Annotated in this window: 24 protein-coding genes; 10 read left to right on the forward strand and 14 right to left on the reverse strand. The window is 66.3% G+C overall.

What is annotated here, in order from left to right:
* Window positions 1-166: 166 nt before the first annotated feature.
* Complete coding sequence (locus IB258_RS27860; protein ID WP_192353496.1) at window positions 167-673, reverse strand: GNAT family N-acetyltransferase; 507 nt, start codon at window positions 671-673, stop codon at window positions 167-169.
* Between the two features lie 257 nt (window positions 674-930).
* On the opposite strand from IB258_RS27860, the gene IB258_RS27865 reads away from it, so the two are divergent.
* A complete protein-coding gene (locus IB258_RS27865) occupies window positions 931-1,983 on the forward strand; it encodes a glycosyltransferase family 2 protein (RefSeq protein ID WP_119450685.1) in 1,053 nt (350 codons plus the stop codon).
* Window position 1,984: 1 nt separating this feature from the next.
* Window positions 1,985-3,562, forward strand: coding sequence for a glycosyltransferase family 39 protein (locus IB258_RS27870; protein ID WP_192353486.1), 1,578 nt, complete (start codon window positions 1,985-1,987; stop codon window positions 3,560-3,562).
* On the opposite strand, the gene IB258_RS27875 is transcribed toward IB258_RS27870, so the two are convergent.
* Entirely contained in the window at window positions 3,522-3,917 is a 396-nt protein-coding gene (locus IB258_RS27875; protein WP_082401333.1) for a GtrA family protein, read from the reverse strand. The genes IB258_RS27870 and IB258_RS27875 overlap by 41 nt on opposite strands.
* Before the next feature lie 36 nt (window positions 3,918-3,953).
* Here IB258_RS27875 and IB258_RS27880 point away from each other — a divergent pair, with 36 nt between their 5' ends.
* Entirely contained in the window at window positions 3,954-4,769 is an 816-nt protein-coding gene (locus tag IB258_RS27880) for a ChbG/HpnK family deacetylase (protein ID WP_192353487.1), read from the forward strand.
* A gap of 33 nt (window positions 4,770-4,802) precedes the next feature.
* Here IB258_RS27880 and IB258_RS27885 read toward each other — a convergent pair whose 3' ends face one another.
* Complete coding sequence (locus IB258_RS27885; protein WP_119450683.1) at window positions 4,803-5,666, reverse strand: LysR family transcriptional regulator; 864 nt, start codon at window positions 5,664-5,666, stop codon at window positions 4,803-4,805.
* A gap of 109 nt (window positions 5,667-5,775) precedes the next feature.
* On the opposite strand from IB258_RS27885, the gene IB258_RS27890 reads away from it, so the two are divergent.
* Entirely contained in the window at window positions 5,776-6,258 is a 483-nt protein-coding gene (locus tag IB258_RS27890) for a multidrug/biocide efflux PACE transporter (protein ID WP_054458466.1), read from the forward strand.
* Here the strand turns inward: IB258_RS27890 and IB258_RS27895 are convergent.
* The 9 genes from IB258_RS27895 to IB258_RS27935 all read right to left on the reverse strand — a co-directional run bounded on the left by IB258_RS27895 (window position 6,233) and on the right by IB258_RS27935 (window position 14,672).
* On the reverse strand, window positions 6,233-6,883 hold the full coding sequence (locus IB258_RS27895; RefSeq protein ID WP_054458468.1) for a GntR family transcriptional regulator: 651 nt from the start codon (window positions 6,881-6,883) through the stop codon (window positions 6,233-6,235). The two genes, IB258_RS27890 and IB258_RS27895, sit on opposite strands and share 26 nt — an antisense overlap.
* Window positions 6,883-7,848 carry a branched-chain amino acid ABC transporter permease gene (locus tag IB258_RS27900; RefSeq protein ID WP_125472389.1) on the reverse strand — a complete coding sequence of 322 codons (966 nt, stop codon included), beginning with the start codon at window positions 7,846-7,848 and terminating at the stop codon, window positions 6,883-6,885. Before IB258_RS27900 ends, IB258_RS27895 begins: the two co-directional genes overlap by 1 nt.
* Before the next feature lies 1 nt (window position 7,849).
* Entirely contained in the window at window positions 7,850-8,752 is a 903-nt protein-coding gene (locus IB258_RS27905; RefSeq protein WP_054458471.1) for a branched-chain amino acid ABC transporter permease, read from the reverse strand.
* A 109-nt stretch (window positions 8,753-8,861) separates the two neighbouring features.
* On the reverse strand, window positions 8,862-10,067 hold the full coding sequence (locus IB258_RS27910) for an ABC transporter substrate-binding protein (RefSeq protein ID WP_054458472.1): 1,206 nt from the start codon (window positions 10,065-10,067) through the stop codon (window positions 8,862-8,864).
* A gap of 57 nt (window positions 10,068-10,124) precedes the next feature.
* Window positions 10,125-10,844 (reverse strand): ABC transporter ATP-binding protein, encoded by a 720-nt coding sequence (locus IB258_RS27915; protein ID WP_054458474.1) that lies wholly within the window; start codon window positions 10,842-10,844, stop codon window positions 10,125-10,127.
* Window positions 10,837-11,592: an ABC transporter ATP-binding protein gene (locus tag IB258_RS27920; RefSeq protein WP_082401334.1), complete on the reverse strand. Its 756-nt coding sequence runs from the start codon at window positions 11,590-11,592 to the stop codon at window positions 10,837-10,839. The genes IB258_RS27915 and IB258_RS27920 overlap by 8 nt, the downstream gene beginning before the upstream one ends.
* Window positions 11,593-11,681: 89 nt before the next feature.
* On the reverse strand, window positions 11,682-12,593 hold the full coding sequence (locus IB258_RS27925) for a dihydrodipicolinate synthase family protein (protein WP_175161276.1): 912 nt from the start codon (window positions 12,591-12,593) through the stop codon (window positions 11,682-11,684).
* A gap of 265 nt (window positions 12,594-12,858) precedes the next feature.
* Entirely contained in the window at window positions 12,859-13,746 is an 888-nt protein-coding gene (locus IB258_RS27930) for an alpha/beta hydrolase (RefSeq protein ID WP_119450679.1), read from the reverse strand.
* 38 nt (window positions 13,747-13,784) lie between these two features.
* Complete coding sequence (locus tag IB258_RS27935; protein WP_054458482.1) at window positions 13,785-14,672, reverse strand: LysR family transcriptional regulator; 888 nt, start codon at window positions 14,670-14,672, stop codon at window positions 13,785-13,787.
* 97 nt (window positions 14,673-14,769) lie between these two features.
* Between IB258_RS27935 and IB258_RS27940 the strand changes: the two genes are divergently transcribed.
* Together IB258_RS27940 and IB258_RS27945 are read left to right on the forward strand one after the other, a co-directional pair.
* The gene (locus IB258_RS27940) at window positions 14,770-15,174 is read left to right on the forward strand and encodes a CidA/LrgA family protein (RefSeq protein WP_054458484.1); all 405 of its coding nucleotides are present in this window, start codon (window positions 14,770-14,772) and stop codon (window positions 15,172-15,174) included.
* The gene (locus tag IB258_RS27945; protein WP_192353488.1) at window positions 15,164-15,856 is read left to right on the forward strand and encodes an LrgB family protein; all 693 of its coding nucleotides are present in this window, start codon (window positions 15,164-15,166) and stop codon (window positions 15,854-15,856) included. Before IB258_RS27940 ends, IB258_RS27945 begins: the two co-directional genes overlap by 11 nt.
* Before the next feature lie 8 nt (window positions 15,857-15,864).
* Here the strand turns inward: IB258_RS27945 and IB258_RS27950 are convergent, their stop codons facing one another.
* Both IB258_RS27950 and IB258_RS27955 read right to left on the reverse strand, forming a co-directional pair.
* The gene (locus IB258_RS27950) at window positions 15,865-16,509 is read right to left on the reverse strand and encodes a LysE family translocator (RefSeq protein ID WP_054458487.1); all 645 of its coding nucleotides are present in this window, start codon (window positions 16,507-16,509) and stop codon (window positions 15,865-15,867) included.
* Window positions 16,506-17,429, reverse strand: a complete 924-nt coding sequence (locus IB258_RS27955; protein ID WP_054458489.1) for a DMT family transporter — start codon at window positions 17,427-17,429, stop codon at window positions 16,506-16,508. The genes IB258_RS27950 and IB258_RS27955 overlap by 4 nt, the downstream gene beginning before the upstream one ends.
* Before the next feature lie 149 nt (window positions 17,430-17,578).
* On the opposite strand from IB258_RS27955, the gene IB258_RS27960 reads away from it, so the two are divergent.
* From IB258_RS27960 to fusA, 4 genes are all read left to right on the forward strand, one after another.
* Window positions 17,579-19,039 (forward strand): PLP-dependent aminotransferase family protein, encoded by a 1,461-nt coding sequence (locus IB258_RS27960; RefSeq protein ID WP_054458490.1) that lies wholly within the window; start codon window positions 17,579-17,581, stop codon window positions 19,037-19,039.
* A gap of 38 nt (window positions 19,040-19,077) precedes the next feature.
* A complete protein-coding gene (locus tag IB258_RS27965) occupies window positions 19,078-19,422 on the forward strand; it encodes a TIGR01244 family sulfur transferase (RefSeq protein WP_042796377.1) in 345 nt (114 codons plus the stop codon).
* 100 nt (window positions 19,423-19,522) lie between these two features.
* Complete coding sequence (locus IB258_RS27970; RefSeq protein ID WP_013391481.1) at window positions 19,523-19,987, forward strand: universal stress protein; 465 nt, start codon at window positions 19,523-19,525, stop codon at window positions 19,985-19,987.
* Between the two features lie 269 nt (window positions 19,988-20,256).
* The gene (fusA, locus tag IB258_RS27975) at window positions 20,257-22,368 is read left to right on the forward strand and encodes an elongation factor G (RefSeq protein ID WP_054458492.1); all 2,112 of its coding nucleotides are present in this window, start codon (window positions 20,257-20,259) and stop codon (window positions 22,366-22,368) included.
* Window position 22,369: the final 1 nt, after the last annotated feature.

Genomic DNA, 22,369 nt, shown 5'->3' on the forward strand with positions numbered 1-22,369 from the left:
CAGGGCACGGTGAACTTTCTGGCTGTTTGAACCCTGCCGCCTCTCACGGACTGAGGCTTATGTTACGTCCGCCGCGCGGGCGGTGTACATGGGGGCAGGGAGGCGGCGCGCGGCGCGAAGCCGGGCGGGCGGAAAGCCGCGGCGCAGGCAGCCGCGGCCGGGGCGGCTAGAGCGGAAATGCGCGCGACATGTATTGCGCGCGCGGCCCGTAGCCAGCCAGTTTTTCGGTCAGATCGGCGCTGTCTGCGCTGTCTGCGCTGACCGGCAGGTAGCCGTGGCGCTGCCAATAACCCACGGCGGATTCCAGTGACACTAGGCTCGCGCGGCGCAAGCCGCCCTCATGCGCGCTGCGGGCGGCGGCGCGCAGTAGCGCCTGGCCCACGCCCAGCCCTTGCGCCGAGGGCGCCACGGCGCAGTCGTGCAGGAACCAGTGGTCGGCCGCGGCCGGCAGCGTCGCGAGCGCGACGTCCAGGGCGGGCGGCAGTCCCGCATCCCAGGGATAGGAGATCAGGTAGCCCAGCAGCGCATCGGAGCTGGCCGCGGGCTGCGCCACCCAGCAGTGCGCGGGGGCGAGCGCCAGGCGATTCTGGAAGAAATCCGCGCTTTCCAGCAGGAAACCGGGGTAGGCCAGGGTCTGGAGAGCCAGGATGGCGTCCACGTCGCTGGCCCGCATGAGCCGGATTTGATATTGCATGACAACCTGCGAAAACAAAAAACTCGGGCGCATTTTACCGATGCACGGACGGCCTCAGGCTTTACAGGGCTTCACAAATTGGGGACACAGGTTCACGGGACTTTATTGTTTTCAGGGAGGGGCTCCCTAGAATTCGCCCTGGATTGCCGGATCGTCGGGCGCGCCGCATTTTATGAAAATTCAACGACACCCTTCGCATACTGCTCGCCATAGTCCTGCATTCCGAGTCTAGAGCCATGCACATCCAATTCCGGTCCGAATCCGCCGTCCCGCAAGTGTTGACCAAATCGTATCCTCTGGAAGCGGTATGGCCGGCGGCCGAGGCGCCCGTACCGTATGACGCCTGCGTGACTTGCGTGATTCCCTGCCTGAACGAATGCGAAAACCTGCGGGTCCTGCTGCCTTTGCTGCGCAACCGCCTGGAGGCGCTTTGCACCAGCTGGGAGATCATCGTGGCCGATGACGGCAGCACGGACGGCACGGAAGCGCTGATGGCCGAATGGACCGAACACGACGGTTTCCGCTACGTGCAGCTGTCGCGCAACTTCGGCAAGGAAGCCGCGATCAGCGCCGGCCTGGAAGCCGCCACCGGCAATGCCGTGATCTGCCTGGACGCCGATCTGCAGCATCCCCCTGCTTTGATCGAACAGATGCTGGCGCGCTGGGCCGCCGGCGCCGAAATGGTCTACGCGGTGCGCGAGACCCGCGCCGACGAATCCTGGGCCAAGCGCACCGGCGCGCGCTGGTTCTACAAGCTGTTGAGCGGCGCGCGCGGCGTGGATGTGCCGGCGCACGCGGGCGACTTCCGCCTGATGGACCGCAGCGTGGTGGACGCGCTGATCGCGCTGCCCGAACGGACCCGTTTCATGAAGGGCCTGTACGCCTGGGTCGGCTTCAAGGGCGAGGCCCTGGCCTATACCCCCGAGGAACGCATGCACGGCGACAGCCGCTTCGGCAGCATGCGCTTATTCCGGCTGGCGCTGGATGGCCTGACCGCCTTCACCACCTGGCCGCTGCGTCTGGTCAGCCTGGTCGGCGTGGCCTTCGCCATGCTGGCGCTGAGCTACGCGGCCTATCTGGTCGGCGAGTACCTGTTCTTCGGCAACCAGGTCTCCGGTTGGACGACCATCGTGACGGCGGTGCTGTTCTTTGCCGGCGTAAATTTGATTTCCTTGGGCGTGGTGGGCGAGTACGTGTCCCGCATCTTCGATGAAGTGAAGGGACGGCCGCTCTTCGTCGTGCGCCGCCGGCAGGGCCAGGCTTCCCGGCCGGGCAAAGGCCTGGGCTGACATGTCCGCCACGACTTTCTGGCGGCGTTCCGACTGGACCCCGCCGGCAGGACGCTTCCTGCTTGCGATAGGCGCGTGGCTTGCCTTCCTGGCCTGGATCAGGCCCCTGACCCTGCCCGATGAAGGGCGCTATGCAGGCGTGGCCTGGGACATGCTGCGCAGCGGCTCGCATGCGGTGCCCTTGCTGGACGGCATGCCGTACTTCCACAAGCCGCCGCTCTATTACTGGCTGACCGAGCTGTCCTTCTCGGTGTTCGGCGTGCATCCCTGGGCGGCGCGGGTGCCTTCCTGGCTGGCCGCGTGGGGCGCCGTGGCGGCCCTGTATTGCTTCGTGCGGCGCTACCGCGATACCGAGACCGCCGCATTGACGGTGCTGGTCCTCGCCACCATGCCGTTCTTCTATGGCGGCGCGCAGTTCGCAAATCTGGACATGCTGGTTGCCGGCCTGATCACGCTGTGCGTGCTGGCCGCCGTGGACACGGCGCTGCGCGTCGAGCGCGGGCAGGCATGGCGCGCGATGGCGGTGGCGGCCGGCGTGCTGGCGGCGTTGGCGGTCTTGGCCAAGGGCTTGATCGGCCTGGCGCTGCCGGGCGCGATCCTGCTGGTCTGGCTGCTGTGGGAGCGGCGCTGGCGCGGCCTGGCCGCGCTGTGCTGGCCGCCTGCGCTGCTGGCGTTCGTCGCCGTGGCGGCGCCGTGGTTCATGCTGATGCAGCTGCGCTATCCCGGTTTTTACGACTACTTCTTCGTCTATCAGCATTTCCAGCGTTTCGCGGCCAGCGGCTTCAACAATGCGCAGCCGTTCTGGTTTTATCTGCCGGTGATTGTCGGGCTCAGCCTGCCCTGGTCGTTGTGGGGCGGCGGCATATTGCGCCAGGCGTTCTGGGTGGGCCCTACGCGCAGCCTGCGGCGCCTGGCTTTGGTGTGGTTTGCCGTCGTGCTCGTGTTTTTTTCGCTGCCGCAGTCCAAGCTCGTGGGCTATGTCCTGCCGGCGCTGGCGCCGCTGGCTTTTCTGCTGGCTGAAGTGATCCAGGGGGCCAGGCGCGCCGATGCCGAGGGTGCTACTCGCCTGGTGCGCCTGAGCGCGGTCCTGGCGGCGGGCATCTGCGTCATCGCGGTGGGCATTGCGGCGAACAACGCGCGCGGCAGCGCGGAGCCGCTGGCCAGGGTGGTGCGGGAACAGGCGCGGCCAGACGATACGTTCGTCTCGCTGCACACCTATCCCTTCGATCTGGCGCTCTACGCAAGGGCGGCGCGTCCTGCGTGGGTGGTGGACGACTGGCGCAACCCGGAGGTCCCCGTGCGCGACAACTGGCGCAAGGAGTTGTACGACGCCGCCCAGTTCGATCCCGAGACGGGCGGAGAGGTATTGCTCAGTCCCGCGGAGTTCACCGCGCGTCTGTGCCAGGCGGAGCAAGGCGCGCGTTTCTGGGTGTGGGGCACTGCGGCCGACAACCCCACCTATCCGCCGCTGCAGGGGCTGGCGCCGGTGGTGAGCAGCGTGAAGTACGTGATGTGGCGCGTCGACGTGGACGCGGCGTTCAGGCAGCGGGTTTGTGGCGGAACGCCCAGAACCGGCTGACGATGAAAGTCGCCACGGCAAGCCCGAGCAGGATCAGCGCCAGCAGGATGTCGTAGCGGATGGCAGTGTTGTGCAGTAGCCAGGCGTAGGTGGCTTCGTTGATGAGAAAGCCTGCGGCTGACACAAAGAAGAAACGGCGCGCTGCTACCGTCCAGGGAGTTTTGGAATGTCGGAATGTAAGCCGGTAATGGCCGGCGAAGGACACTGCGAAGGCGATCAGCCAGCCCACGAGGTTGGCGGCCAGGGGCGGCAGGCGGAAGAGTTCGACGCAACCCACGGCGACAGCCCAATGGGTGGCTGCGGCCGCGCATCCGACAGCAATGAAAGTGCTTACTTGTTGCAGCAGGGCGCGCATGAAAGCCGTGAAGATAAGGAAGTCAGAGGTATAGCGATGAGCAAACGTATCGTTGTCTGCGGGGACGATTTTGGCATGAATGCCGACATCGATGAAGGCATGATTGCGCTGGCCGGCATGGGCCGCCTGAGCGCGGTCAGCTGCCTCGCGCTGGGCCCTTCGTTTGCGGTCAATGCGAGGCGGCTGGCGCCGCTGAATGTGGATATCGGCCTGCATGTGAACTTCACCGAAGCGCTCGTGCCCGGCGCCGAGCCCATGCCGACGCTGAGCCGGCTGATCCTCAATGCCTACACGGGCAGGCTGGACGGAGAGTGGATCGAGGCGCAGCTGGAGCGTCAGTTCGACGCCTTCGAGGCCGCGTTCGGCCGCGCGCCCGACTATGTCGACGGTCACCAGCACGTGCATCAACTGCCCGGCATTCGCGAGCGCCTGCTGCAACTGCTCAAGCGCCGTTACGGCGCCCGTATGCCATGGCTGCGCCAGACGGCGCCGGGCATGCAGTTCGGCATTCCCATGAAGGAGGCCATCAAGGCGCGTGTCATCGGCGCGCTGGGCGCCGCGGCGTTGGCGCGCCAAGCGCGCCAGGATGGCATGCGCACCAACCGCCGGCTGCTGGGCGTCTATGGTTTCGCAGGCGGCAAGCGCCGCTATGCGGATCTGCTGCAGAACTGGCTGTTCAATGCGCGCGACTGCGACCTGCTCATGTGCCATCCGGCCATGGGCAACCAGGACGGCTGCGCCATGTCACGCCAGCGCCGCGCGGAATTCGACGTGCTGGCCAGCCCCAAGCTGGGCGACTGGCTCAACGCCAACGGGGTGCATATCTCGCGCTTGCCGGCCACGGCGCGCTGATCGGCTGCAAGGTCGTTGCGGCGCGGGCTGGCTCTAGCCGCCCGTCAGGCTCTGCAGCAGCCAGGCGCCCGCAGGTCCCAGCGCGCGCCGCCGTGACCAGACCGCATCGACGCGGATGTGGCGCGGCCAGCCCGGCGACTTCAACTCCACCAGCTGATCCTGGCCGAAGCGCTGGATCATCCAGCGCGGCAGCTCGGTCCAGCCGAATCCGCGGCTGGCCATTTCCAGCAGCATCAGATAGCCGGGCGCCGACCAGGTCGCATAGGCAGGCTCGGCGTCCTTGTCGCCCAGCTCGTAAGTGCTCAGGCGTAGCGCGCGTTCGGACTTCAGCTGGTCTTGCGTGACCTGCGGCAGCTGGGCCAGCGGATGCCCGCGGCCCACGCACAGGACGATCTCAGACAGCTCCGCCAGCGTCGCGTGCGCCACGTCGGGCGGGTAGCTGTCCTGGGCGGCCATCAGTCCCAGGTGCGCGCGGCCCTGCTGCACCAGCGCCACCACGTCCTCGTATTCCGCGATCAGGCATTCGAAGCGCAGCGCCGGATAGCGCCGGTCGATCTGGCTGAGCATGGTGTCGAAGGTCTCGGACTGGAATGTGTCGGACAGCACCACCGTCAGCCGGGGCTCCAGGCCCTCGGCCAGCTGGCTGGCGCTGCGGTTCAGCCGATCGTTGGCAGCCAGCACTTGCAGGGCCTGGCCCAGCAGGACCTGGCCGGCTTCGGTTAGCGCGGGCTGGCGCTGGCTGCGGTCGAACAATGTCACGTTCAGGTCCACTTCCAGGTTGGCGATGGTTTCACTGACCGTGGACTGGCTTTTCCCGAGCTTGCGGGCGGCAGCCGAAAACGTGCCTTCGGAGGCGACCTGGGCGAACGCCGCCAGGGATTCCAGGGAGTGGCGCATGGGTGGGATGTCCGGTGTTATCGGTTTTTCCGATGAAAACTATCTTTATGGTAACGGAAATATCGTCGAGAATCCCTGCCACTGAGTATCAACCGACCGCAGGTGGGTCATGACGCAAGCCAAGAAATCCATTAAAGAACGTTTCCTCCACGCCTTTCTGTTCGAAATCATCGCCATCGGCCTGTGCGCCCCGGCGGCCGCCTGGGCCATGGGCAAGTCCCTGTTCGAAATGGGCGTGCTGACGGCAGTGATCGCCTGGATCGCGCTGGTCTGGAACATGATCTACAACGCCGGCTTTGACCGCATCGAGAACCGCATGGGCTGGACCCGCACGCTGCGGCTGCGCGTGGTGCATGCCTTCGGCTTCGAGCTGGGCCTGATCCTGATCGTGATCCCGCTGGCGGCCTGGTGGCTAGACATCAGCCTGTGGCAGGCCTTTGTGCTGGATATCGCGCTGGTGCTGTTCTATCTGCCCTACGCCTTCCTCTACAACCTGGCCTATGATCGCTCGCGGCCACGGGTCCTGCAGTGGCTGGCCCGCCGCAAAGGGCAGGCCGCGCCGGCCGTCACGCGTCAATCACCTTGCGCGTGAACATCTCCAGGTAGTCCATCAGCGAGTCCGCGCCCTTGATGGCCGCGGACTCGTTGCCGGTGGCGATGCCCTCGGCCATCAGCATGTGGCGGCGAGCGCCCTCGGCGATGTCGCCCTCGTGCTGGTAGGCGTACCAGAAGCGGCGGCACTGGATGATCAAAGGGGCCACCGCATTCACGGCCGAGGCGTTGCGGCAGGCCTGGTGGCAGACGTGGTCCAGCATCTGGTCGGCATGCATGTAGTTGTCGAGATTGCCGCCTTCCGCCGCCTGGATCATCTGCGCCGCGCAATCCACGATCTGGCTGCGCTGCGCCGGGGTGGCGCGGCGCGCGGCGCTGGCCGCGATCAGCTGCTCCAGCGCCCGGCGGGTCTGGATCAGGTCCATGTGGTCCGCCAGCTGGATCATGGACACGCGCAGGCCGCGCCGCGGTTCCTGGCGTATCAGCCCGGCGGCCACCATGCGCAGCAGCGCCTCGCGCAGCGGCGTGCGTCCCAGACCGGTCATTTCCACCAGATCCGCTTCTACGACCGCGCTGCCCGGCTGCAATTGCAGCGTGGCGATCATGCTTTCGATCTGGTCGTAGGCGACATCGGCGGCGCGCCGTTTGGATTCTGCTGCTGCCATCAACTGTTGTTTTCCTTCGTTTTGCGCCACTGCGTGTAGGCCAGCCATTCGCCGACGAATCCGCGCCGGAAGAACGACACGCACAACACGAAAATCAGTCCGATGACGATGGTGACGATGTCGCCCAGGGTGGCAAGATAGTTCTGCAAGCTGACGACCAGCGTCGCGCCCACCACCGGCCCCCATACCGTGCCGATGCCGCCCAGGAGCGTCATCAGCAGCACCTCGGTGGAGGTGGCGAGCGAAACGTCGTTCAATGCAACCAGCTGGAGCACCAGCGCCTTCAGCGAACCGGCCAGGCCGGCCACCGAGGCCGACAGCACGAAGGCCAGCAGCTTGCACCGGTCTGTATCGTAACCTAGCGATATGGCGCGCGGCGCGTTGTCCCGGATGGTCTTGAGCACCTGGCCGAAGGGCGAATGGATCACCCGGTAGACGAACAGAAAGCCCAGCACGAAGACCCCAAGCGTGAAGTAATACATGTTGGCGTCCACGCTCAGGTCCACCAGGCCCAGGAACTTTCCGCGCGGGATGCCCTGCATGCCGTCCTCGCCGCGCGTCCAGCCCACCTGCACCGCCATGAAGTACGCCACCTGCGACAGCGCCAGCGTGATCATCGCGAAATAGATGCCGGTGCGCCGGATCGCCAGCCAGCCGATGGCCCAGCCGATGGCCGCGGCCATGGCCACGCCGCAAGCGATGGCGATTTCGGGCGGCAGGCCGCGGGCGCCGAACAGGATCATCATTTCGCCGGCCGCGTAGCCGGCCCAGCCGAAGAAGGCGGCATGGCCGAACGACACCAGGCCGGTAAAACCGGTCAGCAGGTTGAAGGCCAGCGCGAACAGCGCAAAGCACAGCACCTTCATGACGAACACGGGATAGACGATCTGCGGGAAAAGCGGCACCAGCAGGGCCGGCACCAGCAGCAGCGCCAGGATGCGGATCGAGGAGGGTATGCGCTGCACCTTATTTCTCCTTGCCGAACAGGCCGGCGGGGCGCGTCAGCAGAACGATCGCCATGACGATGAAGACGACCACCGTCGAGGCTTCGGGATAGAACACCTTGGTCAGCCCTTCCAGCAGGCCCAGCGTCAGCCCGGTGACGATGGCGCCCATGATGGAGCCCAGCCCGCCGATCACGACCACGGCGAACACGATGTTCAACAGGTTCGAGCCCATCAGCGGGTTGATCTGCATGACGGGCGCGGCCAGCACCCCGGCCACGCCGGCCAGCGCCACGCCGAAGCCGTAGGTCAGGGTGATCATCACTGGCACGTTCACGCCGAAAGCCTGCAGCAGCCTGGGGTTCTCGGTGCCGGCGCGCAGCATGGCGCCCAGGCGGGTGCGTTCGAACAGATACCAGGTGGCCAGGCACAGCACCAGGGACGCCACCACCACGAACGCGCGATAGGCCGGCAGGAACATGAAGCCCAGGTCGAAGCCACCCTGCAGAACCTCGGGCGGCTCATAGCCCACCCCTGAAATGCCGTAGAAGTAGCGAAAGCCGCCTTCCATCATCAGCGCGATGCCGAAGGTCAGCAAGAGGCCGTACAGGTGGTCCAGGTGGTACAGGCGCTTGAGCAGCGTCTTCTCGATCACGACCCCCACCAGCCCCACCAGCAGGGGAGCCAGGATCAGCGCGGCCCAGAAGTTGATCTGCACGCCCGGCCCAAGCAACTGCGGCAGCTGCGTGAAGCCGATCCAGGCCAGGAACGCCGCCATCATGAACTGGGCGCCGTGCGTGAAATTGACGATGTTGAGCAGGCCGAAGATGATGGCCAGCCCCATGCTGAGGATGGCGTAGAAGCAGCCGTTGATCAGGCCCACCAGCAGTTGGGCGAGCAAGGCGGAAAGCGAGATGTCGAACATGGTAGGCGGCGGGCGGAAAGGTGTCGCGTCGATTTCCGGGAAGCGCGCGGCGGTGCGCCGCGGCCATGGCAGCCGGCGCCGCACGCTGTGCGTGCGGCGCGTGGCGGCATCAGGTCTTGTTCAACGAGCACGCGGCCTGGGGCTTGGGGAACACGTCCTCGCCCTTGAGCACCGACTTCACGTTGTAGTAGTCCCACGGCGCCTTGGACTCCTTGGGCGTCTTGACCTGCAGCAGCAGCATGTCGTGCACCAGCGCGCCGTCGGCGCGCAGCTTGCCGTTGCGGATCACGGCGTCGTTGATGGTCATTTCGCGCAGCTTGGCCATCACGGCGGGTGCGTCGTCGGTGCCGGCGGCTTCGATCGCCTTCAGGTACGACAGCGTGGCCGAATACACGCCGGCCTGCGAGGCGGTCGGCATCTTCTTGGCCTTTTCAAAGAACTTCTGGGCCCAGGCGCGCGAAGCGTCGTCATAGTCCCAATAGAAGGCTTCGGTCAGGTACATGCCCTGCGCCTTGGCCAGGCCCATGCTGTGCACGTCCGAGATGTAGGTGAGCAGCGGCGCCACGATCTGCTTCTTGTTGATGCCGAACTCGTTGGCCTGCTTGACCGCGTTGACCGTGTCGTTGCCGGCGTTGGCCAACGCGATCACGTCGGCCTTGGAGGCCTGCGCCTTCAGCAGGAAGGAAGAGAAGTCGTTGCCGGGGAAGGGATGGCGCGACACGCCCACCACATTGCCGCCGTTCTCCTGGATGACTTCGGTGCCGTCCTTTTCAAGCGAGTGGCCGAAGGTGTAGTCGGCGGTGATGAAGTACCAGCTCTTCTTGCCTTCCTTGACCAGCGCGCGTGCGGTGCCGGCGGCCAGGGCGTAGGTGTTGGTGGTCCATTGGGCGTTCAACGGCGAGCACTTTTCGCCCAGGATCGCGGTGGACAGGCCCGCCGACGGCATGGTCACGCGGTTCTTCTGCTTGGCGATTTCCATCACCGCCAGCGCGGTGGACGCGGTGGGGAAGTCGGTGATCATGTCGACCTTGCCCTGGTCGAACCATTCGCGGGCCAGGTTGGCCGCGACGTCGGGCTTGTTCTGGTGGTCGGCGGAAACCACTTCCACCGGCTTGCCCAGCACCTTGTTGCCCATTTCCTCGGCGGCCATGCGGGCCGCGATCACGGAGCCGTTGCCGGCCAGGTCGGAATAGACGCCGGACAGGTCGGTCAGGACGCCGATCTTGACCACGTCATCGCTGACCTTGGTCTGGGCCTGGGCGGCGCCGATCATGCCGATGGCGAACAGCGCTGCTGAGATTCGATTCAATTTCATCTGACTACGCTCCGTGTAGGAAGGGGACTGCGGTCGGAAGGAATGCGTCTGGAAAACTCAAATGCCGAGCAGGGCGTTCAACCTGTCCTGCGATTGCTGGACTTCGGCGCGGTCTATCACCGCCACCACCTGGCCGTGCTCGATGACGTAATGGCGGTCGGCCAGGTGCTGGGCAAAGCGGAAGTTCTGCTCGACCAGCACGGTGGTGTAGCCGCGCTCTTTCAATTGCCGGATCACGCGGCCCAGGGACTGCACGATGACGGGGGCCAGGCCTTCCGTGATTTCATCCAGCAATAGCAGGCGGGCGCCGGTGCGCAGGATGCGCGCCATCGCCAGCATCTGCTGTTCGCCGCCCGACAGGCGCGTGCCGGGGCTGTGCGCGCGTTCTTTCAGGTTGGGGAACATGTCGTAGATCTCTGCCACCGACATGCCGTCCGGCCCTACCGAGGGCAGCAGCATGAGGTTTTCCTCGGCGGTCAAGGATGCATAGATGCCGCGCTCTTCAGGGCAATAGCCGATGCCGCGGCGCGCGATCTTGTGGGGCGGCAGGCCGACGGTCTCCTGGCCCTGGATCCTGATTGAGCCGCTGCGCCGGCCCACCAGGCCCAGGATGGACTTCAGCGTGGAGCTGCGGCCCGCGCCGTTCCTGCCCAGCAGGGTCACGCATTCGCCGGGCTTCACGTCCAGATCGATGCCGTGCAGGATGTGCGATTCGCCGTACCAGGCGTGCAGGTTGCGGATCTCCAGCATGCTGGAGGCTGCGGCGGCTTCATTCATCTTCGGCTCCCATGTAGGCTTCGCGCACCGCCGGGTTTTCCGATACGGTCGCGTAGGGGCCTTCGGCCAGGATCTCGCCCCGCTGCAGCACGGTGATGGTGTCGGAGATGTCCGCCACCACTTTCATGTTGTGTTCGACCATGAGGATGGTGCGGCCCGCGCTGACCTGCTTGATCAGATGCTTGACCCGGTCCACGTCCTCGTGGCCCATGCCTTGCGTCGGTTCGTCCAGCAGCAGCAGCTCGGGTTCGAGCGCCAGGGTGGTCGCGATTTCCAGCGTGCGCTTGCGGCCATAGGGCAGGTCGCCCGCGGCCACGTCCAGGTGCGTGCGCAGGCCGACCTGATCCAGCAGTTCCTCGACGCGGTGGTGCAGGCTTTCCAGCGTGCGTTCCGACCGCCAGAAGCAATAGTCCACGCCCAGCTTGCGCTGCAGGGCCACGCGCACGTTCTCGCGCACCGACAGCTGCGGAAAGACGGCGGAAATCTGGAACGAGCGCACGATGCCGCGGCGCGCGGTCTGCGCGGGGCGTTCCTGCGTGATGTCCACGCCGTCGTACAGGATCTCGCCGCGCGTCGGGATGTGGAACTTGGTCAGCAGATTGAAGAAGGTGGTCTTGCCCGCGCCGTTGGGGCCGATGAGCGCGTGGATGGCGCCGCGGCGCACGCTCATGTCGACGTTGTTGACGGCCACGAAGCCGCGGAATTCCTTGCTCAGGCCCCGTGTCTGAAGAATGATGTCGCTTTGCATGATGTCCGTTGGGCTTGCTGGGGACAGGCCCTGGCGCGTCGCGGTCCCGCCACGCGCCAGGAGGTTCGTGCTTCTTCCGGAGCCCGGCCTTACTTCGACTGGTACTGCGCGGGGCGCTTGGCCAGAGAGGCCTGGATGATGGCGGCGCAGCGTTCGCGTTCGGCGCCGGCCAGCGGCAGGCGCGGGCGGCGCACGTGCTCATTGCCCACGCCGGCCAGGGTCTCGGCCAGCTTGATGTTCTGCACCAGCTTGGTCGAGACATCCAGGTGCAACAGTGGCGTGAACCACTGATACAGCGCCAGCGCTTCCTGCCACTTGCCGGCCTTCATCAGGTCGTACAGGGCCACGGTTTCGCGCGGGAAGGCGGTGACCAGCCCGGCGAGCAGGCCGTCCGCGCCCAGCGCCAGCGCCTCGAACGACAGGTCGTCCACGCCGATGAACAGCTGATAGCGCGTGCCTAGCGCGTTGCGCAGGTCGGTCAGGCGGCGCACGTCGTCGCTGCTTTCCTTGATGGCGACCAGCCACTTGCAGTCGGCCAGTTCGGCCATGTGCTCGGGCTTGAGATCCACGCGGTACGCGACCGGGTTGTTGTAGATCATGCAGGGCTTCTGCGCGGCCTCGGCCATCGTGCGGATGCTCTGCATCGCTTCGCGCGAGTCCGCCACGTAGATCAGCGAGGGCATCAGCATGAAGCCGTCCACGCCCAGTTCCACGGCGGCCTTGATGAAGCGCAGCGCTTCGCGGGTACTGGTCTCGGACACGTTGGCCAGGACCGGAATGCGGCCGGCGCTGACTTCCACCGCGCAGCGCGTCACTTCCAGCTTTTCTTCCAGGGTCAGGGTGCTGGCTTCGCCCAGCGAACCGCAGGTGACCAGGCCGTGTACGCCGTTGTCGATCAGGAAGCCGAAGTGCTTGCGCATCGCCTCGAAGTCGAGGGTCTCGTCGGCATGGAACTTACTCGTTACGGCAGGGAAGACGCCCTGCCAATGCACGTTACTCAACTGGCTTCTCCTCAAGATGCCGTCGCTTCAATGGCGGAGCGGCGAGCAGGTGCAAAGTCTAATATCTGATAAATATATTTAGAAGATATTTTGATTCGGGGATTTCCCGGGGCGGGTCAACCCGGGGGGATTTCCCAAGAGGGCATTGCTTTCGGCGTGGGGCCAGCGCGGCGCGTGTCTTTCCGCGGGGCGGGTCACGAAAGGGAAGCGCGCTAAGGAGGCGTGGGCAGGCAGTCCGAGCCTGCCGCGTCGACGCGGAGGGCTGTCAGCCTGCCTTGCGCGGATACGCGCGGCTCGCGTCCTGCATGAAAGTCTTCACCGCGGTTTCATACTGCGCGCCGCTGCGGAAGGCGCCGGAATGCGAGGCGCCTTCGATCTTGACCAGGCGCTTGAGCTCGGGCGCGACGTTGCTGGCGGCGGCGTAGAGCTCGTCGCTCATGGTGTGCGGCACCACGCGGTCGGCGGTGCCGTGCATGAACAGCATGGGCGTGTGCATGCGCGCAAGCTTTTCCACCGAGGCGAACGGCTGCGTGACCAGCAGGCTGGCGCCGGGCACCTTGCCCCAGCGCAGCGTGGCAAGCATCGCGCCGATGCTGGTGAAGCTGGATTCCACGATCAGCCCGGCGAAGGCCGGCTGTTCGGGGCGCGCGGCCAGGTCAATCGCGATCGCGCCGCCCAGGCTGTGGCCGTAGATGAAACGGCGCGCCGGATCGGGCTGGATGCGGGCCAGCTCCTTCAACCCGGCCATTGCGTCTTCCAGCGCGCTTTCCTCGGACGGCAGGCGCGGGGTCGAGGCGCCGAAGCCGCGGTAGTCGATAGCCAGCACGGAATAGCCCATGCGCGTCCAGCCGTCGATGCGGAAGGCGCTGCCGTTCAGGTTCCAGCGTGCGCCATGCAGGTACAGCACGGTGGGCGCGCCGGCTTGGGGACTTTGCCAGTACCAGGCGCGCACCTTGTCGCCGCCGGCCAGCGTCAGGTCGTAAACCTGGGTGCCGGCGGCGGGCTCGCGCCACCACGTTTGCGGTTCGGACTGGGGGGAGAAAATGGTCTGCCGCTGCCAGGAATCGAGCTGGGTGCAGCCGACGACGCTGGCGCCGGCCAAGAGGGCAACGGCGAACAGGCGGCGGGGAGAGAGGCGGGGGAAGGCTGGCATGGATTATGTGACCCGGGCGAGGCGGCTGGGTTCCGGCATCAGCATACTTCGGGATGGACTTCGCGGGTCAGGGCCAGCCAGGCCTGGGCGGCATGCGACAGGTAACCGCCGCGCCGCCACACCTGCACCATCTCCCAGTCCGTGCCGGCATCGCGCAGCGGCACCCGCGCCACGCCGGCGTGCAGCTCTTCGCGGGCCTTCAGGCGTGGCAGGAAGGCCACCCCCAGGCCGGCCGCCACCAGCGCCGCGATGAAATCGATCTGGCCGCTGCGCGCGGCAACGGCAGGGGCGAAGCCGGCGCGCTGGCAGGCGTCGTGGATGATGCGGTTCAGGGCGAAGCCCGTCTCGAACAGAATGAAAGGCGTGTCCCGCAAGTCGCTCAGCCCGACGGTTTCAGCATGCGCCTTGGGGTGGTCGGCCGGCATCAGCGCCACCAGCGGCTCGCGCGCCACGGGCTGCCATTCGAAGATGTCGGGCACCGGTTTGAGCGAGGCGGCCAGTTCGATCTCGCCGGCCATCACCATTTCCTCCAGCCGGCGGCTGCCGTGTTCCACCAGACTGATTTCAATCTGCGGATAGCGGCTGCGAAAGCGCGCAAACATGGGTGCGAACAGCGTGCTGCTGCCCAGCGGCGGCAGGCCCAGGCGCAGCACGCCGCGCTTGAGCCCCTTCAGTTCGTCCAGCTCGGCGTGCAGATCGTCGCGCTGCGCCAGCATGGCGACGGCTCGGCGGTAGACGATTTCGCCGGCGGCGGTCAGCCGCGGCGGCTGGGCGTGGCGGTCCAGCAACGGCATGCCCAGTTCGTCTTCCAGTTGCCGCACGGCTTTGCTCACGGTGGGCTGGGTCGCGAAGATGGTCTTGGCGGCCTGGGAGAAACCGCCCTGGCGGACCACTTCGACCAAGGCGCGCAGGGGACGCAGTTCCATATTTATGCCTTATTGGAATGGCCTGAATTCAACGAATTCATTTTATCTATGGGCGGCGCAGGCGTAAAACATCTGCTTGCCGCAGGAACTTCGTCTCATGTCTCGCCCACGTCTCGCCATTCTTCTACGCAGCAAGCTGCGCCGCAGCCGCGTGCTGCAAATCTGCCTGCTGGTCCTCTTCTCCCTGCTGGGTCAGGCGCTGGCCCAGTTGCTGGGGCTGCCCGTGCCGGGCGGCGTCATCGGCATGGCGCTGGTGCTGTTGCTGCTGGCCACGCGCCGCCTGCGGGTGCGCAACGTGCATCGCGGCGCCAGCTGGCTGCTGGGCGAGATGCTGCTGTTCTTCGTGCCGGCCGTCATGTCGCTGCTGGACCACCGCGAATTCCTGGGCGTGCTGGGCCTGAAGCTGCTGGCCGTCATCCTGCTGGGCACGGCCCTGGTGATGACGGGCACGGCCTTGACCATCGATCTCTGCTACCGCTGGATGAACCGCCATGCCAGCTGATTTCAACTTGTTGTTCTGGCCCGCCGCGACGGTGCTGGCCTATGTCTGCGCGCGCCTGTTCTACCGGCGCTACGCCTACTGGTGCACGTCGACCCTGGTGGTGGCGCCCGCGCTGTTGCTGGCGCTTGCGCTTGCGCTGCACACCGGCTACCGGGACTACATGGCGGGGTCGCACTGGCTGATGGGGATGCTGGGGCCGGTCATCGTCGCCTTCGCGCTGCCCTTGTACGAACAGCGCGCGCTGATCCGCCGCTACTGGCCCGTGCTGGTGGCGGGCGTGGCGGTGGGCAGCCTGATCGCAGGCGCCAGCGCCTGGATGCTGGGCAGCTTGCTGGGCCTGTCGCCGGACCTGCGCCTGAGCCTGCTGCCGCGTTCGGTGGCCACGCCGTTCGCGGTGGCCGTGTCGTCGCACGTGGGCGGCGTGCCGGACCTGACCGCCGTCTTCGTGATCGTTACGGGCGTGTTCGGCGCGGCCATGGGCCAGTTGATGCGGCGCTGGCTGCCGCTGCGCTCGGCGCTGGCGCGCGGCGCGTTGTTCGGCATGGGTGCGCATGGCGCCGGAACGGCCAAGGCCCGCGAGCTGGCGGCCGATGAGGGCGCCGTCGCGGGCCTGGTGATGGTGATGGCGGGCCTGTTCAATGTGCTGGTCACGCCCGCCGTGGTTGTGGGATTGCTGGCCTGAGGGCCGTGTCAGTGCAGCATTTCCAGCGCCACCGGATACAGCGACGCTACCAGCAGCAGCGCCATGCCCACATTGAAGGCGCGGATCGCCCAGGGCTTGTGCAGCACGCGGCGCAGCGCCGTGCCGAAGGTCACCCAGATGCCGATGCTGGGCAGGTTGACGATGCCGCAGACTACGGTGGCGATGACCAGATTGGCGAAGAAACCGTTCTGCGGCGTGTAGGTGGCGATCACGCCCACGGCCATGACCCAGGCCTTGGGGTTGACCCACTGGAAGGCGGCGGCCTGCAGGAAGGTGAACGGCTTGCCGCGCGTCTCGCCGTCGTCCATTTCACCTGAATTCGCGATCTTCCACGCCAGGTACAGCAGATAGGCCGCGCCCGCGTACTTCAGCACGGTGTACAACTGCGGCACCTGCTGGAACACCGAGCCCAGTCCGATGCCCACCAGGAAGATCATGAAGGTGAAGCCCAGGTTCACGCCCAGCAGATGCGGCACGCTGCGGCGGAAGCCGAAATTCAGGCCGGACGAGGCCAGCATTACGTTGTTGGGTCCGGGCGTAATGGAGCTGACCAGCGCGAACATGGCCAGGGGGCCCAGCAAGGACAGGGACATCAGAGGCACGTCGGCCCAGTTGGAGGGGAGCAGATTCATTCTTTGGTCCTGACGATGGCGCGGCGTCCGCCGGCGATGACGGCGATCACGGCAGCGGCGAAGACATACGTCGCCGGTTCCACCGATTCGCCAAACAACAATGCGGCCGCCACCACCGTCAGGAACGGTTGCAGCAACTGCACCTGGCCGACCCGGGCGATGCCGCCCACGGCCAGGCCGCGATACCAGGCAAAAAAGCCCAGGAACATCGATCCCAGCGCCAGATAGGCGCTGGCGTAGATCACCGGGGCGCTGGGCCAGCTGGCCTGCTGCGCCGCCATCCAGCCGACTGGCGCGGCCACCACGGGGGCGCTGATCACCAGGGCCCAGCAGATGGTGCGCCCGCCGCCCAGCGTGCGGGAAGCGCGCGCGCCTTCGGCATAGCCCAGGCCGCCCAGCAACACGGCCAGCAGCAGCCACAGATAGCCCGTCTGCAGGGCGCCTTCGCCTTGGCGCAGCGCATAGGCCGTCACCAGCGCGGCGCCCAGCACGGCCCAGGCCCAGAAGGCGGGCGAGGGGCGCTCACCGCTGCGCAGCGCGGCAAAGGCCGCGGTCGACAGGGGCAGCAGCCCATTGAAGACGGCGCCCTGCGACGCGGGCACGGTCTGCATGGCGAGCGAGGACGCTAGCGGCCAGCCCACCACGATGCCCAGGGCGGCCAGGATCACGCCGGGCCATTCCTCGCGGTTGGGCCGGCGGGCGCGCGTCAGCCAGAGCACGGCAATCGCCGGCACGGCCGCCAGCAGCGCGCGGCCCAGTCCCACCAGCAGCGGCGCCAGCTCGCCGACCGCCAGGCGCGTCATGGGCAGCGTCAGGGAAAAGACCAGCACTCCCAGAAAACCATAGCCGTACCCCTCCCATAGCCCAGCGGGGGCGCCAGGCGCAGCCTGGGAGGTCGGATAGAAAGCGGGACGGGTCATCGCAGCCACCAAGGTAGGGGAACGCCGCGGGCATCGCGCCCATCCGCTATTGCGGGTTTTCGGCATTGCTGTCACTCTACGCATAGTTGTCGGTACAGTACCGGTACACTTTTGCATATCACTTTAATCACTGGCCTGGTGAAATCCCCATGACAGTTGCTTCCGCCGCGACCGCCTCCATGCCTTGGCAGCCCGTGCGCCAGGCCGACGCCACCCTGGTGGCGCAATTGGCCGACGGGCTGGCGCGCCGCATCGATGAACAGGGCCTGCGGCCCGGCACCCGCCTGCCGTCGATCCGCAAGATGGCCGAACAGTCGGGCGTCAGCCGCTTCACCGTGGTCGAGGCCTACGACCGCCTGGTGGCCCGCGGCCTGGTGCAGTCGCGGCGCGGCGCGGGATTCTTCGTACGGGCGCGCAGCGGGCAACTGGCCGCCGTGGCCAGCGCGGCGCCCGCGGCGTTCACGCCGCCTGCGCGGATCGACGTCGCCTGGCTGCTGCGCAGCATGTTCCGCGACACCAATCCTTCAGGCATGCCCGGCGGCGCGGGACTGCTGCCCGCGGACTGGCTGGACCCCGAGATGGTGGCAGGCGCGGTGCGCGCCGTGGGCCGCTCCGTACGCGGCCATCTGGTCAGCTATGGGCATCCCCAGGGCTTCGGCCCCTTGCGCCAGCAGATCGCCGCCTTCCTGCAGAACGACGGCGTGCCTGCGCATCCGGAACTCAATCTGCTCACGACCAACGGCGTCACGCACGGGCTGGACCTGATCGCGCGGCACCTGGTCAAACCGGGCGACACCGTACTGGTCGAAGACCCGGCATGGTTCGTCATCTTCGGCCGGCTGGCCGCCTTCGGCGCGCGCCTGATCGGCGTGCCGCGCGGCCCGGACGGCCCCGACACGGCGCTGCTCGAACAGCTGGCGGCCCAGCACAAGCCCAAGCTCTTCATCATCAACGGTTCGGTGCACAACCCCACCGGCCACACGCTGTCGGCCGGCGCCGCTTACGACATCCTGCGCATCGCCGAACGCCACGATTTCCTGGTGGTCGAGGACGACACCTACGGCGAACTGCATCCAGGCGGCGCCATGAAGCTGGCCGCGCTGGACCGCCTGAAGCGGGTGATCCTGGTGGGCGGCTATTCCAAGATGCTGGCGGCCAGCCTGCGGGTGGGCTATCTGGCCGCGAATCCCGAGATCCTGCAGAAGCTCGCCGACCTGAAGATGCTGGCCGGCCTGACCTCGCCAGAACTCGGCGAGCGGGTGATCCACCGGGTGCTGATGGAAGGGCAGTACCGCCGCCACATCGAGCGCGTGCGCCTGCGGGTGGACGATGCCCGCCAGCGGTGCCTGAAAGGACTGCTGAAACTGGGCCTGACGGTGCATCACGAGCCGCACGCCGGCATGTTCGTCTGGGCCGACTACGGTCGCGATACCGAGGCGCTGGCGCGCGTGGCGGCCGACCACGGCATGCTGCTGGCGCCGGGCACGCTGTTTTCCCCGTCCCAGGCGCCGTCGACGATGCTGCGCTTTTCGGTCACGATCGCCGATCATCGGGGCGTCTGGACCGATCTGGAAAAAATCTTCGCGCAAAACGTCTCCAGCAATCAATAATAGAAAGCTGTCTCTTTGAAGCCATTGAAGGAACCGCCATGTCCGCACCCATCAAACCCCTGACCCAGAATTTCGCCGTCGCGCCCCAGCTCGGCCCGGACGACATGGCGGACGTCGCCGCCGCCGGCTACAAGAGCGTGATCATCAACCGTCCCGATTTCGAAGGCGGCCCGGACCAGCCCACCGCCGCAGACGTGTCCAAGGCTGCCCTGGCCGCCGGCCTGCAGATCGAATACCAGCCCGTCGTGGGCAGCGCCATGACTGCCGCCGACGTGGTGCGTTTCGCCGAGCTGTTGCGCACGCTGCCCGGCCCGGTCCTGGCGTACTGCCGCACCGGCACCCGCTGCACCAATCTGTTCGCCGCCGCCCAGCAGCTGGGCTGAAGGCAGGCTTGACGCGCGTCAAGGCGCGCCGGGTTCGGTTGATGTGAACCTGGCGCGTTTCCGGTAGCATGGAGGTACCTCACAAACAGGAGCAGGCAAGATGTTCAAGAAGATCCTGATTCCCACCGACGGTTCTCCGCTCTCGGCCCAAGCCGCCAATGCCGGCATTTGCTTTGCGCGTTCCGTGGGCGCTGAAGTCGTCGCGCTCTACGTGACCCAGCCTTTCGCGGCAACGATCGGTTTTGACGGCATGGCTGCCGCTTACGCCATCACCGACGAAGACTACGAAAAGGCCTCCGCCGAGCAGGCCGACAAGTACCTCAAGCAGATCACCGACCGCGCCGACACCGCTGGCGTGAAGTCCGAGTCGCGCGCCGTGTCGAACTTCAACGTTGCCGACGGCATCGTGCAAGCCGCCGCCGACGCCGGCTGCGACCTGATCTTCATCGGCAGCCACGGCCGCAGCGGCCTGTCGCGCCTGCTGCTGGGCAGCGTCACCGCCAAGGTCCTGTCCCTGGCCAGCACGGCAGTGCTGGTGTATCGCGTCAAGGAAGAAAAGAAGTAGCCTGTCGCATCGACCGCCGCGGAATGCTCTACGGAGCTGCCCCAGGCTGGTGCATGGCTACCGAGCCCCTCCCGCTGGAGGGGCTTTTTTTATCCTTGGCCTTGGCAGGGACTAGGCTTGTTTCCTGGCGCGCCGCGCGTAATATTTACGCATCAGTGCGGGCGCGGTTCCGCGATTCTCAAGCACCCTACGCGGCATGGCGCCCGCCGCGGCAAGGCCCGGTCGGGCTTGCCGTCTTCGCCCGGTAGTTCACTGCAAGGGAAGAGGCCATGACTCGCAAGACGCGTATCGAGCTTTACCGCAATATCGGCATCAGCGCCCACATCGACGCGGGCAAGACGACGACCACCGAGCGCATCCTCTTCTATACCGGCATCACCCACAAGATTGGCGAGGTGCACGACGGCGCCGCCGTGATGGACTGGATGGAGCAGGAACAAGAGCGCGGCATCACCATCACGTCGGCCGCTACCACCGCCTTCTGGAAGGGCATGGCGGGTAATTATCCCGAACACCGCATCAACATCATCGACACGCCGGGCCACGTCGATTTCACCATCGAGGTCGAACGCTCCATGCGCGTGCTGGATGGCGCGGTCATGGTCTACGACGCCGTGGGCGGCGTGCAGCCGCAGTCGGAAACCGTCTGGCGCCAGGCCAACAAGTACAAGGTGCCGAGGCTGGCCTTCGTCAACAAGATGGACCGGGTCGGCGCGGACTTCCTGCGCGTGCAGCGCCAGATCGCCGAGCGCCTGAAGGGCGACGCCGTGCCCATCCAGCTGCCGGTGGGCGCCGAGGACCATTTCGAAGGCGTGATCGACCTGGTCAAGATGAAGGCCATCATCTGGGACGAGGCCAGCCAGGGCGTGCGCTTCGAGTACCGCGACATTCCCGCCGCAATGCAGGCGCAGGCCCAGGAATGGCACGACAAGATGGTGGAGAAGGCGGCTGAAGCCAACGAAACCCTGCTGGAAAAATACCTGTCGGGCGAACCCTTGACCGAAGACGAGATCAAGCAGGGTCTGCGCATGCGCACCATCGCCAACGAAATCGTCCCCATGCTCTGTGGCAGCGCGTTCAAGAACAAGGGCGTGCAGGCCATGCTGGATGCGGTCATCGACTACATGCCTTCGCCGGTGGACGTGCCCGCGATCAAGGGCCATGACCAGCGCGACCACGAAATCGAACGGCATCCCACCGACAACGAACCGTTCTCGGCGCTGGCCTTCAAGATCATGACCGACCCCTTCGTCGGCCAGCTGGTGTTCTTCCGCGTCTATTCCGGCGTGGTGAAGTCGGGCGACTCCGTTTTCAATCCCATCAAGGAAAAGCGGGAACGCCTGGGGCGCATCCTGCAGATGCACGCCAATGAACGGCGCGAAATTACCGAGGTCTACGCGGGCGACATCGCCGCGGCGGTGGGCATCAAGGACGTCACTACCGGCGACACGCTGACCGACCCGGCCCACATCATCATCCTGGAGCGCATGGTCTTTCCGGAGCCCGTCATTTCGCAGGCGGTGGAGCCCAAGACCAAGGCAGACCAGGAAAAAATGGGCATCGCGCTGGGCCGCCTGGCGCAGGAGGATCCGTCCTTCCGCGTGCGCACGGATGAAGAGTCCGGACAGACCATCATTTCCGGCATGGGCGAGCTGCACCTGGAGATCCTGGTCGATCGCATGAAGCGCGAGTTCGGCGTCGAGGCCACGGTGGGCAAGCCCCAGGTCGCGTACCGCGAAACCATACGCAAGACCTGCAACGAGGTCGAGGGCAAGTTCGTCAAGCAATCCGGCGGACGCGGCCAGTACGGCCATGTGGTGCTCAAGCTGGAGCCGCAGGAGCCCGGCAAGGGCTATGAATTCGTCGATGCCATCAAGGGCGGCGTGGTGCCGCGCGAATTCATTCCGGCCGTCGACAAGGGCATACGCGAAGCACTGAACGCCGGCATATTGGCGGGCTACCCCGTGGTGGATGTGAAGGCGACGCTGTTCTTCGGTTCGTACCACGACGTGGACTCGAACGAGAACGCCTTCAAGATGGCGGGCTCGATGGCCTTCAAGGAAGGCATGCGCCGCGCCGATCCGGTGCTGCTGGAACCCATGATGCAGGTCGAGGTGGAAACGCCCGAAGACTTCACCGGCAACGTCATGGGCGACTTGTCCTCGCGGCGCGGCATGGTGCAGGGCATGGAGGACATCGCGGGTGGCGGCGGCAAGCTGGTGCGCGCCGAAGTGCCGCTGGCCGAGATGTTCGGGTACTCCACCTCGCTGCGGTCGCTGACCCAGGGGCGCGCGACCTACAGCATGGAGTTCAAGCACTATGCCGAGGCGCCGCGCCAGGTGGCGCAGGAAGTGATGGCGGCCCAGGGCTCGGGCCGCTGAG

The organism is Achromobacter sp. ACM02 (assembly GCF_014851605.1).
Lineage (GTDB): Bacteria > Pseudomonadota > Gammaproteobacteria > Burkholderiales > Burkholderiaceae_B > Achromobacter > Achromobacter aegrifaciens.